This is a genomic window from Faecalibacterium sp. OF03-6AC (assembly GCF_003478175.1).
Taxonomy (GTDB): Bacteria; Bacillota; Clostridia; order Oscillospirales; family Ruminococcaceae; genus Faecalibacterium; species Faecalibacterium taiwanense.
Window position 1 is genome coordinate 110,385 of sequence record NZ_QUEN01000007.1, and the last position, 14,247, is coordinate 124,631.

Below are 14,247 nucleotides of genomic sequence, written 5' to 3' on the forward strand. Positions count from 1 at the left end.
AGGCTTGTATCTACATTGAATTTGACCAAAGAAGATTGGCTCCGTTATCGCAAATGCGGTATTACCGGCACGGATGCCGGGGCTATCCTTGGCCTGAATCCCTATCGCTCTGCATTTCAGGTGTACCACGACAAAATCAGCGATACCGTTGAAAACATCGACAATGAAGCTATGCGGCAAGGCCGTGACTTGGAGAATTATGTGGCGCAGCGCTTCACCGAGACCACCGGTCTAAAGGTGCGCCGTGCAAATGCTATCTACCAGAGCGAGGAACATCCGCTACTTCTGGCAGACTTTGATCGTCTGATCGTTGGGCAGAAAGCAGGACTGGAATGCAAAACGGTCTCACCGTTTTCTGCGGACAAGTGGGCTGATGGGAAAATCCCGGCTCATTATCTGGCGCAGGTTGACCACTACTTAGCCGTCAGCGGTTTCGACTGTTGGTATGTGGCAGCTCTGATTTTCGGCAAAGAGCTGGTGATCCACAAGATCGTGACAGATAAGCAGGTGCTTTCTGATCTCATTGATAAGGAAGAACTTTTCTGGACAAACCATATTGTGCCCCAGATTCCCCCTGCACCCAACGGTTGTGATTGTGACACCCAGCAGATCAACCAGATGTATGAGGTGGACAACCGGGACAAGACCGCTGACCTGAGTGCTCTACATGGACTTCTGGACAAGCGGCAGGAGCTTTCCGACCAAATCGAGCAGATGGAACAGGAGAAAACGGCTATCGAGCAACAGGTCAAACTGAAAATGCAGGATGCCGCCTATGGCACAGCACCGGGCTATAAGGTGTCGTGGGTGTCCTCCGAAAGCAAACGTGTGGAGTCCCAGCGTTTGCGGAAAGAGCAGCCGGATATTTTCAACCAGTACAGCAAAAATGTAAGCAGCCGCAGGTTCACCATCGTTCATGCGGCATAATTGTATGGCGGCAGAGAGCAGCTTCTCTGCTGCCTTTTTTCTTGGAGGGTTATTATGGCTACGGAAAATCCATTCGTAAAATTATTTGCTATCGACTTCAAAGATCATCTGGAAGTCAAAAAGTCCGGCAACACGGAACTGAAATATGTAAGCTGGGCGTATGCCTGGGCAGAGGTGAAGAAGCTGTATCCCACTGCCAACTATGAGGTCAAGAAATTCAACGGCCTGCCCTATGTTTATGACCCCATAACCGGATTCATGGTGTATACCACTGTCACGATTGAGGGCGTTTCGCACGAAATGTGGCTGCCTGTACTGGATGGCGCAAACAAAGCCATGAAAGCTGTGCCTTACACCTATACCACCCCGAAATGGGACTACAATCCGCAGACCCGCCGCCGTGAAAAGATCGGCATGGAAGAACGCACCGTAGAAGCAGCCCCTATGTTCGATGTGAATAAGGCTATCATGCGGTGCTTAGTGAAGAACCTTGCTATGTTCGGCCTTGGTCTCTATGTCTACGCCGGAGAGGATTTGCCGGAAGATGCTGCACCGCAGCCGGAGGCAGAACCGCAAAAGCAGCCGAAACCGAGATCCGCTAGCCCGAAGCAGGAACAGCCGCCTGTGCCCTGCATCTGTGCCCGGTGCAACCAGCCTATCAAGAGGGTCAAGCTGAAGGATGGCTCCATCATGCAGGCGGCAGAGTTTGCCGCCACCCATGAGGGAATGTGCGCTGACTGCTATAAGGCTACAAGGCTAAACGTAGCATAAGGAGAAGGAGATTTTACGATGAAAGAAGGAAAAATCAAAGTCCTTGCGCTCCTGCCAATGGAGCTGCCAAAGGAAATCGAGCTGGACAACACCCTTGAAGCCATGCAGAAATTTGTAGGCGGGCTGATCGAATGCATCACATTGAGTGACACCGGTTCAGCGGTCACACTGGTCTGCAATGATGAAGGCAAGCTGCTTGACCTGCCGCTCAATCGTCCGCTATGGGATGGAGCCGATGTTCTTGCCGGGCCGGGATTTCTGGCCGGATGTGACAACGAAGGGAATCTGACTTCTCTGCCGCAGAGTGCAATGGATTTCTACAAAGAGAAATTCAGAGCTTTTATCATTGAAATCTAAGGAGGAACACCTTATGACCTTTAATGCAATGACCGAGCACTACGAGGAGATCACGGTTTGCGGAAGGCCTGCACTGTTCACCAGCATCCGCATCAAGAGAGATACTGTCCCGGATGGCCTGTACGCCTACGATGTCCGGCACGACGATGAGTGCCGGGGCATCCCTTGTGAGATCGCGCCCTTTGTGATGGTCAACCACTGGGGCACCATTATCCTTGCGGAACCGCTGGAACTGCCGGATGATGGGCGGCGATATATTGACGAGGACACCGACTGGAACTACGCTCCTTTGGATGGCGAGGACACCGCCAATCACAAACCGTGCACTACCATTTCTGATTTTATGACTGCCTATGCCCACTAAAACTGTATTAAAAATACCGTATATTCTGTTTTGTATTAAAATCAGCCGTTTTCAGGCCATTTCAAGGTGCAAAACACAGTCTTAAAAATGTCGCTCGTTATCTTTGAGCCAGAAAGGAGACGCATGAACATCTATGGCTATTGCCGTATCTCTACGGCAAAGCAGAGCATTGACCGTCAGATCCGCAACATCAAGGCCGAGTACCCGACTGCCCATATCGTGCAGGAAGCCTATACCGGCACATCCATCTTTCGTCCGGAGTGGCCGAAGCTCTACCGAGTTCTGAGAGCAGGAGATACGGTGGTGTTCGATTCGGTGTCCCGGATGTCCAGAAATGCAGAAGAAGGTTTTGCTCTGTACGAAGACCTCTATCATAAGGGTATCCGGCTGGTGTTCTTGAAAGAACACCACATCGACACCGAGACCTACAAAAAAGCCCTGTCCGGCAGCATTGCCATGACAGGGACAAATGTGGACTTCATCTTAAAGGGCATCAACGAGTATCTGATGGCCTTGGCAAAGGAGCAGATCAAACTGGCCTTTGAGCAGTCCGAAAAAGAAGTTGCCGATCTGCACCAGCGCACCCGTGAGGGACTGTTGACCGCCCGGCTGAACGGCAAGCAGGTTGGCCGCAAAAAGGGTGTTGGATTTGAAACGAAAAAAGCCAAAGATTCTATGGTAATTATAACTGTTCTTGGCCACCAGCACAAGTGCACCCGGCAACCTTTTCTTACCCGAACATGGATTTCAGTTCACTGATTCAACAGGATGATGCGCAGATTTCCTTTCAAGCGCTTATCACACCATAAGGCAAAATGTACGCTAATTCAAGCAGATATGCTTATCATGAAGCAATCCGCTTCGCATTCAATTTTAATTTCAGGAGGAAAACACTATGAGCACTCATACCAACATCAACATGTCCACCGCTGCTTCCAATTTTGCAGCCGATCTCAACTCGGAACCGATTTCCTTTCCGAACACCGATACATCCATCAAAAAGTCCGTCCTGTTCGTGCCGCTCAATGAAAAGTGGTTGTTGACGATTCCAGAGGCTGCTGCCTATTTTGGTGTAGGGCAAAACCGCATTTCCGAGCTTGCCTTGCAGGATGGGTGCAAGTTCGTTGTGTTCGTGGGGGCTAAGAAACTCATCAAGCGGAAGAAGTTTGAGGAGTTTTTGAACGAGCAATACGCCATCTGATACCCTATAACGCCCGCTGAAGGGCTTGCATAAACTACGCCCGCATGATACAATAAAATGTGTTGTGTGGGCTCTTTTTATCTCGAAAGGAGCCACAAACATGGGCAAAAATCTTAAAGGAAAACAACTCGGAAAAGGGCTTGGTCAGCGAAAAGACGGTCTGTACTATGCCCGTTGCCGAAATTATCGCGGTGAGCGTGAGGAACGCTGCTTCAAGACCCTTCCAGAAGCCAAGAATTGGCGACAGGAACAGCTCTATCTACGCTTACACCCTGAAGGTCGGACTGTGGCATCGCCCAATATGACGGTGGACGCATGGTTCAATCAATGGGTCAAGGATGTCGTTGGCAACCGTGCTCCGAACACTGTTCGGAATTATCGGGAGCGATACGAGCACAACATTCAGCCATTCATCGGTTCTATGCTGCTGCGCGATGTCAAGCAGATCGACTGTCAGCGGATTTTGAACGCCATGGAGGACGACTACGCCGGTTCAACCATCCGGCAGACCTATATGACAATGGGTACGTTCTTCAAAAGCGCCAGAGAGAACGACCTCATTGCCAAACACCCAATGGACGGTGTCCGCTACACAAAGCCCGTTCGTGCACCTGATGATATCCATTTTTTGACCGTAGCTGAGCAGAAACAATTTTTGGATGCTGCCAAGCATTCCCATAACTACGCTCAGTATGCGCTGATTCTGGAAACAGGCTTACGCACTGGTGAAATGATCGGTCTGACATGGGATGCTATTGATTGGGAAAAGCATACTCTGACCGTCAACAAAACTTTGGAGTATCGTCACAAGCAGGGCGTGTGGCGTGCTGGCCCTCCGAAAACGGAATCCAGCTACCGCACCATTCCTCTGACCGACACCGCTTACGACATCCTGCGGGAAATCTATGACACCAGAGAATACCGCAAGGAATCGAAAGACCTGTCCACTGTCCTGACCTTTATGGATCGTAAGACTGGTCAGAAGCGGAAATTGGTTATGCGTGATTTAGTGTTCATCAACTGGCGCACCGGAATGCCCGCCAAGAACAGCTCCTATGACACTCACCTCTACAAGCTGTGCGACGATGCAGGGATCGAGCGATTCTGTATGCACGCTCTGCGCCATACATACGCTACCCGCGCCATTGAGAGCGGAATGCAGCCCAAGGTCCTGCAAAAGCTTCTGGGTCACGCCAGTATCACGACCACTATGAACCGCTATGTTCATGTAACAGACGATTCCATGAAAAAGGCCGTAGCGCAGTTCGCAAAGGCACAGGAAGCACAAAAAGGGTGAGCAAAGGGTGAGTAAATCCGATTTTCCCACCCAACGCCAAATTTAGTTTTCGTAAAAAACAACCTATATCCGTTCAATATAGCTGTTTATCATCTACATCATAAAAGGAGAAATCATAAAAATGAAATTAGGTATCGTCGGCCTGCCGAACGTCGGCAAGTCCACTCTGTTCAATGCCATCACCTCCACCAAGAACGCAGAAGCCGCAAACTATCCCTTCTGCACCATCGAGCCGAACAGCGGCATCGTAGCCGTGCCGGACAAGCGTCTGGACAAGCTGGCCGAGATCTGGCAGACCAATAAAAAGACCCCTGCCATCGTGGAGTTCGTGGATATCGCGGGCCTTGTAAAGGGTGCCAGTCAGGGCGCGGGTCTGGGCAACAAGTTCCTGGGCCACATCCGCGAGTGCGACGCCATTGTGCATGTGGTGCGCTGCTTTGACGATGACAACATCATCCATGTGGTGGAGGATGTTTCCAAGGCTGAGGCCGTGGACCCCATTGCCGACATCGATGCCATCGACTACGAGCTGATCCTGTCCGACCTTGAGGTGGTGCAGAACCGCGCAGGCCGCATGGCAAAGGCTGCCAAGAGCGGCAACAACAAGGGCGCTGCCGCCGAAGCCGCATGGCTGCAGCAGCTGGCCGACCACCTGAGCGCCGGCAAGCCTGCCCGCAGCTTTGATTTTGACGAGGGCGATGCCGAGCAGCAGACCGTGCTGCATGAAATGGGCCTGCTGAGCGCAAAGCCGGTGCTGTACGCCTGCAACGTGGGCGAGGACGACCTGATGGAGGGCATCGAAAACAACAAGTATGTCCCGCTGGTGGCCGCACGCGCCAAGGAAGAGGGCGCACGCTACATTCCCATCTGCGCCAAGACCGAGGAGGATATCGCCGACTATTCCCCCGAGGAAAAGAAGGCTTTTCTGGCTGAAATGGGCATTGAAGCCAGTGGTCTGGACAACCTCATCACTGCCAGCTATGATTTGCTGGGCCTGATCTCCTTCCTGACCGACGGCAAGAAGGAGTGCCGCGCATGGACCATCCGCAAGGGCACCAAAGCACCGCAGGCTGCCGGCAAGATCCACAGCGATTTCGAGCGCGGCTTCATCCGTGCCAGCGTCATTGGCTACAGCGATCTGGAAGCCAATAACTTCGATTATGCCGCCGTCAAGGCCAAGGGTCTGCAGCGCACCGAGGGCAAGGAGTACGTTGTCAACGATGGCGATGTGATCGAGTTCCTGTTCAACGTCTGATTTTCGGCAAAGATGTCACTTCCGGTTTCGCCCCTTCCCGTGAAAAAGTAAGTTTCAAAAGCCCGCAGGCTTTTGGAACTTACAAAATTAAAAATAAATTTCTGCTATCTATGGCCAGAGCGCACGCGTCGGCCATTTAAAATCGTAAAAGAGGTTTCCTATGATTTTCGGTATTATGGGCGCAATGCCCGATGAAGTCGATCAGCTGTGTGCAAAGCTGGAGAATGTCACCGTGGAGCCCTACGGCGGCGTGGATTACCACAAGGGCACGCTGGCCGGCAAACAGGTGGTGGTGTGCTGTGCCGGCATGGGCAAGGCCAATGCCGCCGCCACCACGCAGGTGCTCATCACAAAATTCGGCGCGGAGAAGATCATCTTTTCCGGCATCGCAGGCAATATGACCTCGAAGATCAGCATTGGCGATGTGGTCATCGGCAAGACCGTGCTGTACCACGACGCACAGCTGGACATGATCTGCCAGAACCCGCCGTTCCTCAAGGAATACACCGGCGACCCGGAGCTGATCGCTGCCGCCGAAAAAGCCTGCGCCAAAGCGGGTGTGAAGGCTCTGGTGGGCAAGATTGCCACCGGCGACCTGTTTGTGGGCGACAGTGAAACCAAGGCTGCCATTGAAGCCAAATGCGCCCCCGACTGCGTGGAGATGGAAGGTGCCGCTGTGAGCCAGATCGCCGCCAAGAACGGTGTGCCCTGCGTCATCCTGCGCGCCATGAGCGACAACGCTGACGAGGACGGCCACGAGGTGCTGGTGGTGAAAAAGTTCAGCATTGCGGAATATGTAGCCACCGCCACCCGCATCGTGGCAGCAATGGTGGAAGCGCTGTAAAAGGATCTGCCGCCATTGCGGCAATGACCCCGCCCGTCAGGCAGCTGTACCTGACGGACGGGGTCGCTTTTTTCATGCGCCGCAGCGCAGCCTTATAAGAACTGTTCCAGCTTTACCCGGCTGTCCTCCTGAAACTCCTGCAGCCTTTGGGCAAGGCGCTTTGCGCCGGGCGCGGCATTGGGGTAATCCTTCTGGGCCTTTACGCAGTCCACCACCCCCATGCCGCTGCCCTGTGTGAGCATCTCGGCCAGATTGCGGGTGGACTTATCCGTGAGGGTCTTCATACTGATGCCCATTTTGGTGTTCAGCTTTGCCATGGCGCTTTGACCCTGCGCGGTGCCGCCGCAGGCCTCGATGGCGGTGTGCGCTTCCTGATTGAGCTGGTGGTACACATTGCGCTGGCGCAGCAGCTCGGCCTTGAACTGCACATCGTCGGTCATCGGCACGATCTGTTCCAAGGTGTTCTTGCCCATCTCGGTATTCTGCACCACGGCTTCCAGCAGGTTCAGGTTGTCGTTTTTCTGGTTTTCCATACAAAAAATCCCCCTTCTGGCCTTAGTCTGCGCCAAAAGGGGGATTTTATACACTGGTTTTATTCTGCACGCATTTGATCGCCGCCGGCGTTCTGTGCCTCCCGCAGGCGTGCATCGCACAGCTCGTACAGTGCCTGCCAGTTCTTTGCAGGGACATCCTCAAGGCTCGCCACGCCGCAGCTCAGGGTAAAGGGCACCCGGCGCATCATGCCGGTGGTGGTGATGCATTCCCGGGGCATCTGCCGATACAGGTTCTGCATTTCCTCTGCCAGCTGCTTGCCGTCGGCATCCAGACAGCCCACCGCAAAGATGCTGCCGGTCAGGCGGCAGACCACGCGGGCCGCAGGGGTATCAAAGCTCTTTTTCCACTGGTTGCCCACAAAGCAGTGCAGCTGATCCATCACAGGCTGGCCGTAGGTATCCCGCAGCTTCTGGCCGTTGTCGATGCTCACCAGCGCCACAGCCGCCTTGCGGCCCTGCGCTGCACACTGTTCCAGCTTTTGGGCAAACACCGTTTCCAGATAACGGCGGTTGTACACGCCGGTAAGGAAATCGTGGTTCATATCCTCGCGGCACAGCTCCCGCTCCCGGGGTGTCATGCGCTCTTCCGGCAGCACATTGCCTGCCAGCGGTGCGCACATTTCCAGCTCCCAGCATTTGCTGTCCGCTTCCACTCTGCGGTGCAGCACACAGTCCACACGGCCATTGCGCAGCTCGTAGTCCACCCGCAGGCCATCGTCCTGCCAGCCGTCACAACGCGGCGCTTCGGTCAGGGTCACCGCCTCAAATACGGCCTGCGCTGAGCGCACAAGTTCCCGCAGATCCTGCTCGGTACATTCTTTCTTCATGTAATTTTCCCCATCATCTGCGCACGCGGCGCTCCCGTATCCCGCGTGCAGTCACCTGTTCCCCATACGTTCAGGAACCATCTGCCGCATTATGCATCCCGCGCCCGCCCTGTTTCCAGAAATGCCGGGAACGCATCAGGCAAAGAAAAATGGCATAATGCCGCTTTAGCAACATTATACCATTCAGCTTCCGATTTTACCAGCAAAACGCACAATTTTCTGCCGGAGTTTTTACATTTTCGTCAAATTGCTAAGCTCCCGCCGCTCTTCGCCTTCTGTTTATACGCGGCAGTACACACTGCACTCGTCGTGGATGGTCTTGGCCAGTGCCTTGGCGGCAAAGCCGTCAGCGGCGCGCCATGCCCAGTTTCCGCCCAGCTTGCCGGGGGTATTCAGGTGTGCTTCCGCACCCAGACCCAGCCAGTCGTACATGGGGATGATGGCCCGGTCAGCCACCGACCCCAGCGCTGCGCGCAGCAGAGCGATGCGGACATCATCGGTCCGGATGGCCGCCAGCTCCTTTGCGGTGGGCTTTACGCCGGTCAGGTGCAGGTAAGCGGCAGCGGCAGCCTTTTCCTTTTCGGAAGCGCCGTTCTCCCACCAGTCGGTCAGGGTGGTGTTATCGTGGGTGCCGGGATACACTACGCTGTTCTTGACGTGGTTGTGGGGCAGATACTCGCTGTCCCCGCCGCTGAAGGCGAACTGTAGCACCTTCATGCCCGGGAAGGTGCTGTCGGCCAGCAGCTTTCGCACGCTGGGGAACAGTTCACCCAGATCCTCGGCAATGATGGGCAGCTTGCCAAGGGCAGCTTCCAGCGCATCGAACAGCTCCATGCCGGGGCCGTTCTCCCACTTGCCGGTGCGGGCGGTGGTGCTGTCCGCCGGGATGGCCCAATAGGTATCGAAGCCGCGGAAGTGGTCGATGCGCAGCAGGTCGTAGATGCCCAGTGCGTGGCGCACCCGGCGCACCCACCACGCGTAGCCAGTCTTTTTGTGGTATTCCCAGTTGTACAGCGGGTTGCCCCACAGCTGACCGTCGGCAGAGAAGTAATCCGGCGGGCAGCCCGCCACACGGGCAAAGCCGCCGTCGGCATCCAGCTCAAACAGCGCGCCGCCCACCCATGCATCCACCGAGTCGGCAGAGACATAGATGGGGATGTCGCCCAGGATCTGCACGTCCTTTTTGTTGGCGTAGGCCTTCACTGCCTGCCACTGGGCCGCAAACTTGTACTGCACGAACTTCCAGAAGCCGATCTCCTCCTCGTTTTCGGCGGCAAAGGCAGCAAGGGCCTTCTTATCGCGCAGGCGGTAGGGGCGCTCCCACTCCACCCAGTTCTTCATGCCGTTGGCCGCTTTCAGGGCCATGTACAGGGCGTAGTCGTCCAGCCATTCCTCATTGGCGAGGGTAAAGGCATAGTAATCATCCGGGAAGTAATAGCTGCAGCCGTGCAGCCCAGCGCACTGCTTGCGCCATGCGGCGTAGGCGGTGCGCAGGACTTTAAAGCGGCTCACATACAAAGTGCCGTAGTCCACCTCTTTGGGGTCTGTGCCCCATTTTTCGGCCTTGAGCTGGGCGGCGGTGAGCAGGCCTTCTTCCTTCAAAGCGTCGAGGTCGATAAAATAGGGGTTGCCCGCAAAGGCCGAGCAGCTCTGATAGGGGCTGTCACCGTAGCCGGTGGGACTGAGCGGCAGGATCTGCCAGATCTTCTGGCCCGCTTGTGCCAGAAAATCCACAAACTTGAATGCTTCCTTGCCAAAACAGCCAATACCGTAAGGGCCGGGCAGGCTGGACACCGGCATCAGGATTCCACTTTCACGCATGCTATTACCTTCCTCATTTTTAACATTTTATGGGAATATCGTTGTTTCTTATCATAACATATCCGCAGACTATTTTCCACAGGCAAAAAACGTGGTATACTTATTTTTAAACTGGATGTGTATCCCTTTTTCGATTTTAAATAGCCTCCGCTTTCGCTCTGGCTATATTCAGCGGAATCCAGATTTTTTATTTCGCGTTTGTCGCGGCCTGCGGAACTTGTCAGGGCAAGGCCCCTCCATCTGCTGACGCAGACCGCTCGCCGCTTAAAAGCCCCACCGGGGCTTTCATTGCTGCGCAAACGCGGGCCGCTCCAAACGCATTTTCACCAGAAGGGCCGAAACCGGCAGATGCAGTAAAAGCTCTTTTGTTGTTGGCCTTTACGGCCCCTTGCGTGAAAAAGCAGAATTGGAACGACCGCAGTCGTTCCAATTCTGCAAAAATAAAAATAAATTTTCCGCTGAATATGGTCAGAGCCTGCGGCGGCCATTTTAAATCGTCAAACTGCACCCTGAACAGGAGGTACCCGCGCCATGCAGCGCACAGAAAAATATTTTGAACAGGACGCTTTCCGCACCCAGTGCGAGAGCGTCATCCTTGCCGCAGAGCCGGACGAAAAGACCGGCGGCGGGCGCATCGCACTGGACGGCACAGTGTTCTACCCGGAAGGCGGCGGTCAGCCTGCCGACCGGGGCACCCTGACCCTGCCGGACGGTGCCACGCTGAATGTGACCGATGTACACGAGCATGACGGCATCCTCTGGCACAGCGTGGACGCTCTGCCGGAAAGCGCTGTTCCCGGCACTGCCGTTTCCGGCTGCATCGACTGGGAATGGCGCTTTGACAAAATGCAGCAGCACACCGGTGAGCACATCCTTTCCGGTATCCTGCACCAGATGTTCGGGGCCGAGAACGTGGGCTTCCACATCGGTTCCGAGGCTGTGCGCATGGACACCAGCGTGCCCATTTCTGCCGAGGGCCTGCAGGCAGCCGAGCTTGCCGCCAACCGCATCGTGTGGCAGGATGTGCCGGTGCTGGTCAGCTACCCCACCCGGGAGGAGCTTGCCGCCCTTGTCTACCGCTCCAAAAAGGAGATTGAAGGGCAGGTGCGCATCGTGACCATTCCCGGTGCGGATGTCTGCGCCTGCTGCGGCACCCACACCCGCACCACCGGACAGGTGGGACAGATCAAAATTCTGGCATCCGAGAACTACAAGGGCGGCGTGCGGCTGAGCGTGGTGTGCGGAGCCCGTGCGCTGGAAGCGGCACAGGCCATGCGCGCCCGGCAGGCCGACATCGGGGCGCTGCTCTCTGCCAAGGCCGACCAGACCGCTGTGGCGGTGCATCGCGTCTACGACGAGTATACTGCGCTCAAGTTTACACACTTTGGCGTATGTTCTCAGCTGTTCGATGCACTTGCCCAGCTGGCAAACCCCGGTGAGGATGCCATCCGCACAGTGCCCGGCCTTGACCCGGACGGCCTGCACCGGCTGGCGGTGCGCCTGACCGAAGCCACCAAAGGTCTCTGCGCCGCCCTGACCCCCACCGAAAAGGGCACCGGCTACTGCATCGCGCAGGCAGACGGCGATGTGCGCGCCCTGACCAAAGCCCTGAACGCCGCCCTGAACGGACGCGGCGGCGGCAAGCCCGGCATCTGTCAGGGCAGCTGCGCCGCTGCACCGGAACAGGTGGAGGAATTTTTGCGGGAGCAAAACCGGTAAGCATCCTCGCCCTCTCCGTCTTTGCTTCGCAAAGCCACCTCTCCCAAAGGGAGAGGCTTTGGCAGTACGGAAAACCTTCCGGCTTTGCCAAGGGCTCCCCCTTTGGGACCGATTTCCCCCGGCCGGGGGAAAATGGCGAAGCCAAAAAGGGGAGCGCTGGCGCGTCAGCGCCTGAGAGGGCGAGCCACGTTAAATTTAAGGAGAACAACAAACTATGAGAATGCGTTTCAAACCCTATGCCCACGACGAGCTGATGGCAGCCGACTTCCATGTGCACGAGCCGCTGATCTGGGGCAGCAAGTGGCACGCCCAGTACGCCCGCCCGGAGCAGCCCTTTGTGCTGGAACTGGGCTGCGGCAAGGGCGGCTTCATCTCCCAGCTGGCCTGCGCCCACCCGGAAAACAACTATCTGGGCATCGATATCACCGATAAGGTGCTCATCCTCGCCAAGCGCAAGATCGAAGCCGCCTATCAGGCTGCAGGCCGCCCCATCGACAACGTGAAGATCATGAGCACCGACATCGAGCGCATCAAGGGGGTCATTACCGCCGAGGATACGGTCAGCCGCATCTACATCAACTTCTGCAACCCGTGGAGCAAGAACGGCTCTTCCCACAAGCACCGCCTCACCTACCCGCGCCAGCTCATCAACTACCGCGAGTTCCTCAAGGACGGCGGCGAGATCTACTTCAAGACCGACGACGATGATCTGTTCCGCGACAGTCTGGAATACTTCCCCGCTTCCGGCTACGACATCGAGTGGATGACCTTTGACCTCCATGAGAACGAGCCGGAGTGGAACATCCGCACCGAACACGAGGGCATGTTCACCGAAATGGGCATCAAGATCAAGGCCCTGATCGCCCGCAAGGACCCGGACCCTGCCAGCGTGACTTGGATCGAGCCGAAGATTCTCAAGCGTCAGGCCCGCGAAGCCGCCGAGGCCGAGGCTGCTGCCAAGACTGCACAGGAAGGCGAAGACAATGAATGATCCCTGCGAGATCTGCCTGAACAATGTGCAGGATGAGTACGGCAGCTGGTACTGTGCTCAGGGCGGCTGTCTGGACGAGGACGAGATGGCCCGCTATCTTTCCCGCAGCACGGCTGCCTGCCCGTTCTTTGAGCCGGGCGATGAATACAAGATCGTACAAAAACAGAACTGACCTGCACAGCAGCATGATTCTCACAGGAGGTGTTTTATGCTCAACTTTCTCACGACCACCACAATGTGCGGCTTTTCGCTGTACCATGTGCTGGCCTTCTTCCTCATTTATTCCTGCACCGGCTGGTGTCTGGAGGTCATCTTTGCCGCCGCCACCACCGGTCAGCTGGTGAACCGCGGCTTTCTCAACGGCCCGGTGTGCCCCATTTACGGCTTCGGCATGGTCATCGTGCTGTTCGCCCTGACCCCTCTGCAGGGCAGCGTCCTGCTGCTGTACATCGGCGGTGTCATCCTGCCCAGTGCGCTGGAACTGGTAGGCGGCTGGGCACTGTATAAGCTCTATCACACCCGCTGGTGGGACTACAGCGACTTTCCCTTCAACATTGGCGGCTATATCTGTCTGGAATTCAGCCTGCTGTGGGGCGTGGGCACGCTGGTGGTCATGCGCATCGTCCACCCGGTCGTCGCCGGTCTTGTGGATATGGTCCCGCCCTTTGTGGGCTTTGTCGTTATGTGTGTGCTCTATGCGGTCTACGCGGCAGACGTAGTCGTTACGGCCTTTGCCGCCTCCGGTCTGGCCAAGACGCTGGATGCCATGGAGCAGCTGGCTGACAGTATCCATGCCGTCAGCGATGCCATGACCCAGCTGCTGGGCACCACCACCCTGAACGCCGACCAGAAGCTGGACGAGCAGCGCCTGCAGTTCAAGCTTGCCGCCGCCGAGGCCCGCGAAGCCGCACCGGAAAAGCGTGCCCTGCGTGAAACGCTGGCCGCCGTCCGTGCCAAGACCGCTGAGGCCCGCGAGGCGGCAAAGCATGCTTCCGAGATCGCCAAGCTCAACACGGCCGAAGCCGCCAAGGCTGCACAGCTGGCCGCCAAGGGCACGATAGAGCGCGCTGCCGAGCTGCTGCGTCTGGAACAGCTGGCCGAGGAGCTGCAGGCCCGCAGCGATGAAATGCAGGCCCAGCTGCTGCGCACCCCCCGCATCGTTGGCCCGCGCCGTATGCTGCGCGCCTTCCCCGGCCTGAAGCATGGCGTAAAAAAGACCACCCTCAAGGCCCTGCGCCTTGGTCTTGCCCGCCGGGAAAGCCCTGAAGAAGAACCGAAGAAAAACGGCTCCGACACCCGCAAGGATGCCTGAGACCGCT

16 protein-coding genes are annotated in these 14,247 nt (G+C 56.3%); 13 read left to right on the forward strand and 3 right to left on the reverse strand.

The genetic code is table 11. From position 1 onward, the window contains the following. The first annotated feature begins 15 nt into the window (after positions 1–15). The 9 genes from DXA66_RS09650 to DXA66_RS09690 all read left to right on the forward strand — a co-directional run bounded on the left by DXA66_RS09650 (position 16) and on the right by DXA66_RS09690 (position 7,016). Entirely contained in the window at positions 16–927 is a 912-nt protein-coding gene (locus DXA66_RS09650; RefSeq protein WP_243089081.1) for a YqaJ viral recombinase family protein, read from the forward strand. Between the two features lie 54 nt (positions 928–981). Continuing rightward, positions 982–1,698, forward strand: coding sequence for a DUF1071 domain-containing protein (locus DXA66_RS09655; protein WP_118528516.1), 717 nt, complete (start codon positions 982–984; stop codon positions 1,696–1,698). Between the two features lie 18 nt (positions 1,699–1,716). Further along, positions 1,717–2,055 (forward strand): DUF3846 domain-containing protein, encoded by a 339-nt coding sequence (locus tag DXA66_RS09660; protein WP_118528518.1) that lies wholly within the window; start codon positions 1,717–1,719, stop codon positions 2,053–2,055. 13 nt (positions 2,056–2,068) lie between these two features. Then, positions 2,069–2,419 carry an LPD28 domain-containing protein gene (locus DXA66_RS09665; RefSeq protein ID WP_118528520.1) on the forward strand — a complete coding sequence of 117 codons (351 nt, stop codon included), beginning with the start codon at positions 2,069–2,071 and terminating at the stop codon, positions 2,417–2,419. Positions 2,420–2,542: 123 nt separating this feature from the next. Next, entirely contained in the window at positions 2,543–3,178 is a 636-nt protein-coding gene (locus DXA66_RS09670; RefSeq protein ID WP_243089082.1) for a recombinase family protein, read from the forward strand. Positions 3,179–3,314: 136 nt separating this feature from the next. After that, positions 3,315–3,620 (forward strand): excisionase, encoded by a 306-nt coding sequence (locus DXA66_RS14765; protein WP_347562393.1) that lies wholly within the window; start codon positions 3,315–3,317, stop codon positions 3,618–3,620. 286 nt (positions 3,621–3,906) lie between these two features. Continuing rightward, positions 3,907–4,917 carry a tyrosine-type recombinase/integrase gene (locus tag DXA66_RS09680; RefSeq protein ID WP_333490622.1) on the forward strand — a complete coding sequence of 337 codons (1,011 nt, stop codon included), beginning with the start codon at positions 3,907–3,909 and terminating at the stop codon, positions 4,915–4,917. A gap of 121 nt (positions 4,918–5,038) precedes the next feature. Next, positions 5,039–6,172 carry a redox-regulated ATPase YchF gene (gene ychF, locus DXA66_RS09685; RefSeq protein ID WP_097777075.1) on the forward strand — a complete coding sequence of 378 codons (1,134 nt, stop codon included), beginning with the start codon at positions 5,039–5,041 and terminating at the stop codon, positions 6,170–6,172. Positions 6,173–6,332: 160 nt separating this feature from the next. Beyond that, the gene (locus DXA66_RS09690; RefSeq protein WP_118528524.1) at positions 6,333–7,016 is read left to right on the forward strand and encodes a 5'-methylthioadenosine/adenosylhomocysteine nucleosidase; all 684 of its coding nucleotides are present in this window, start codon (positions 6,333–6,335) and stop codon (positions 7,014–7,016) included. Positions 7,017–7,108: 92 nt separating this feature from the next. Here the strand turns inward: DXA66_RS09690 and DXA66_RS09695 are convergent, their stop codons facing one another. The 3 genes from DXA66_RS09695 to malQ all read right to left on the reverse strand — a co-directional run bounded on the left by DXA66_RS09695 (position 7,109) and on the right by malQ (position 10,218). Then, positions 7,109–7,549, reverse strand: coding sequence for a hypothetical protein (locus DXA66_RS09695; protein WP_044953312.1), 441 nt, complete (start codon positions 7,547–7,549; stop codon positions 7,109–7,111). A gap of 59 nt (positions 7,550–7,608) precedes the next feature. Continuing rightward, the gene (locus DXA66_RS09700) at positions 7,609–8,397 is read right to left on the reverse strand and encodes a diguanylate cyclase domain-containing protein (RefSeq protein WP_118528526.1); all 789 of its coding nucleotides are present in this window, start codon (positions 8,395–8,397) and stop codon (positions 7,609–7,611) included. A gap of 279 nt (positions 8,398–8,676) precedes the next feature. Continuing rightward, entirely contained in the window at positions 8,677–10,218 is a 1,542-nt protein-coding gene (gene malQ, locus DXA66_RS09705) for a 4-alpha-glucanotransferase (RefSeq protein WP_118528528.1), read from the reverse strand. A 531-nt stretch (positions 10,219–10,749) separates the two neighbouring features. Here malQ and DXA66_RS09715 point away from each other — a divergent pair. The 4 genes from DXA66_RS09715 (at position 10,750) to DXA66_RS09730 (ending at position 14,240) form a co-directional block, all read left to right on the forward strand. Further along, positions 10,750–11,937 carry an alanyl-tRNA editing protein gene (locus DXA66_RS09715; protein WP_118528532.1) on the forward strand — a complete coding sequence of 396 codons (1,188 nt, stop codon included), beginning with the start codon at positions 10,750–10,752 and terminating at the stop codon, positions 11,935–11,937. Positions 11,938–12,151: 214 nt separating this feature from the next. Further along, positions 12,152–12,928: a tRNA (guanosine(46)-N7)-methyltransferase TrmB gene (trmB, locus tag DXA66_RS09720; protein WP_118528534.1), complete on the forward strand. Its 777-nt coding sequence runs from the start codon at positions 12,152–12,154 to the stop codon at positions 12,926–12,928. Beyond that, the gene (locus DXA66_RS09725) at positions 12,921–13,100 is read left to right on the forward strand and encodes a DUF6472 family protein (protein ID WP_097777082.1); all 180 of its coding nucleotides are present in this window, start codon (positions 12,921–12,923) and stop codon (positions 13,098–13,100) included. The genes trmB and DXA66_RS09725 overlap by 8 nt, the downstream gene beginning before the upstream one ends. 36 nt (positions 13,101–13,136) lie before the next feature. Continuing rightward, the gene (locus DXA66_RS09730; protein ID WP_118528536.1) at positions 13,137–14,240 is read left to right on the forward strand and encodes a putative ABC transporter permease; all 1,104 of its coding nucleotides are present in this window, start codon (positions 13,137–13,139) and stop codon (positions 14,238–14,240) included. The last annotated feature ends 7 nt before the right edge of the window (positions 14,241–14,247 follow it).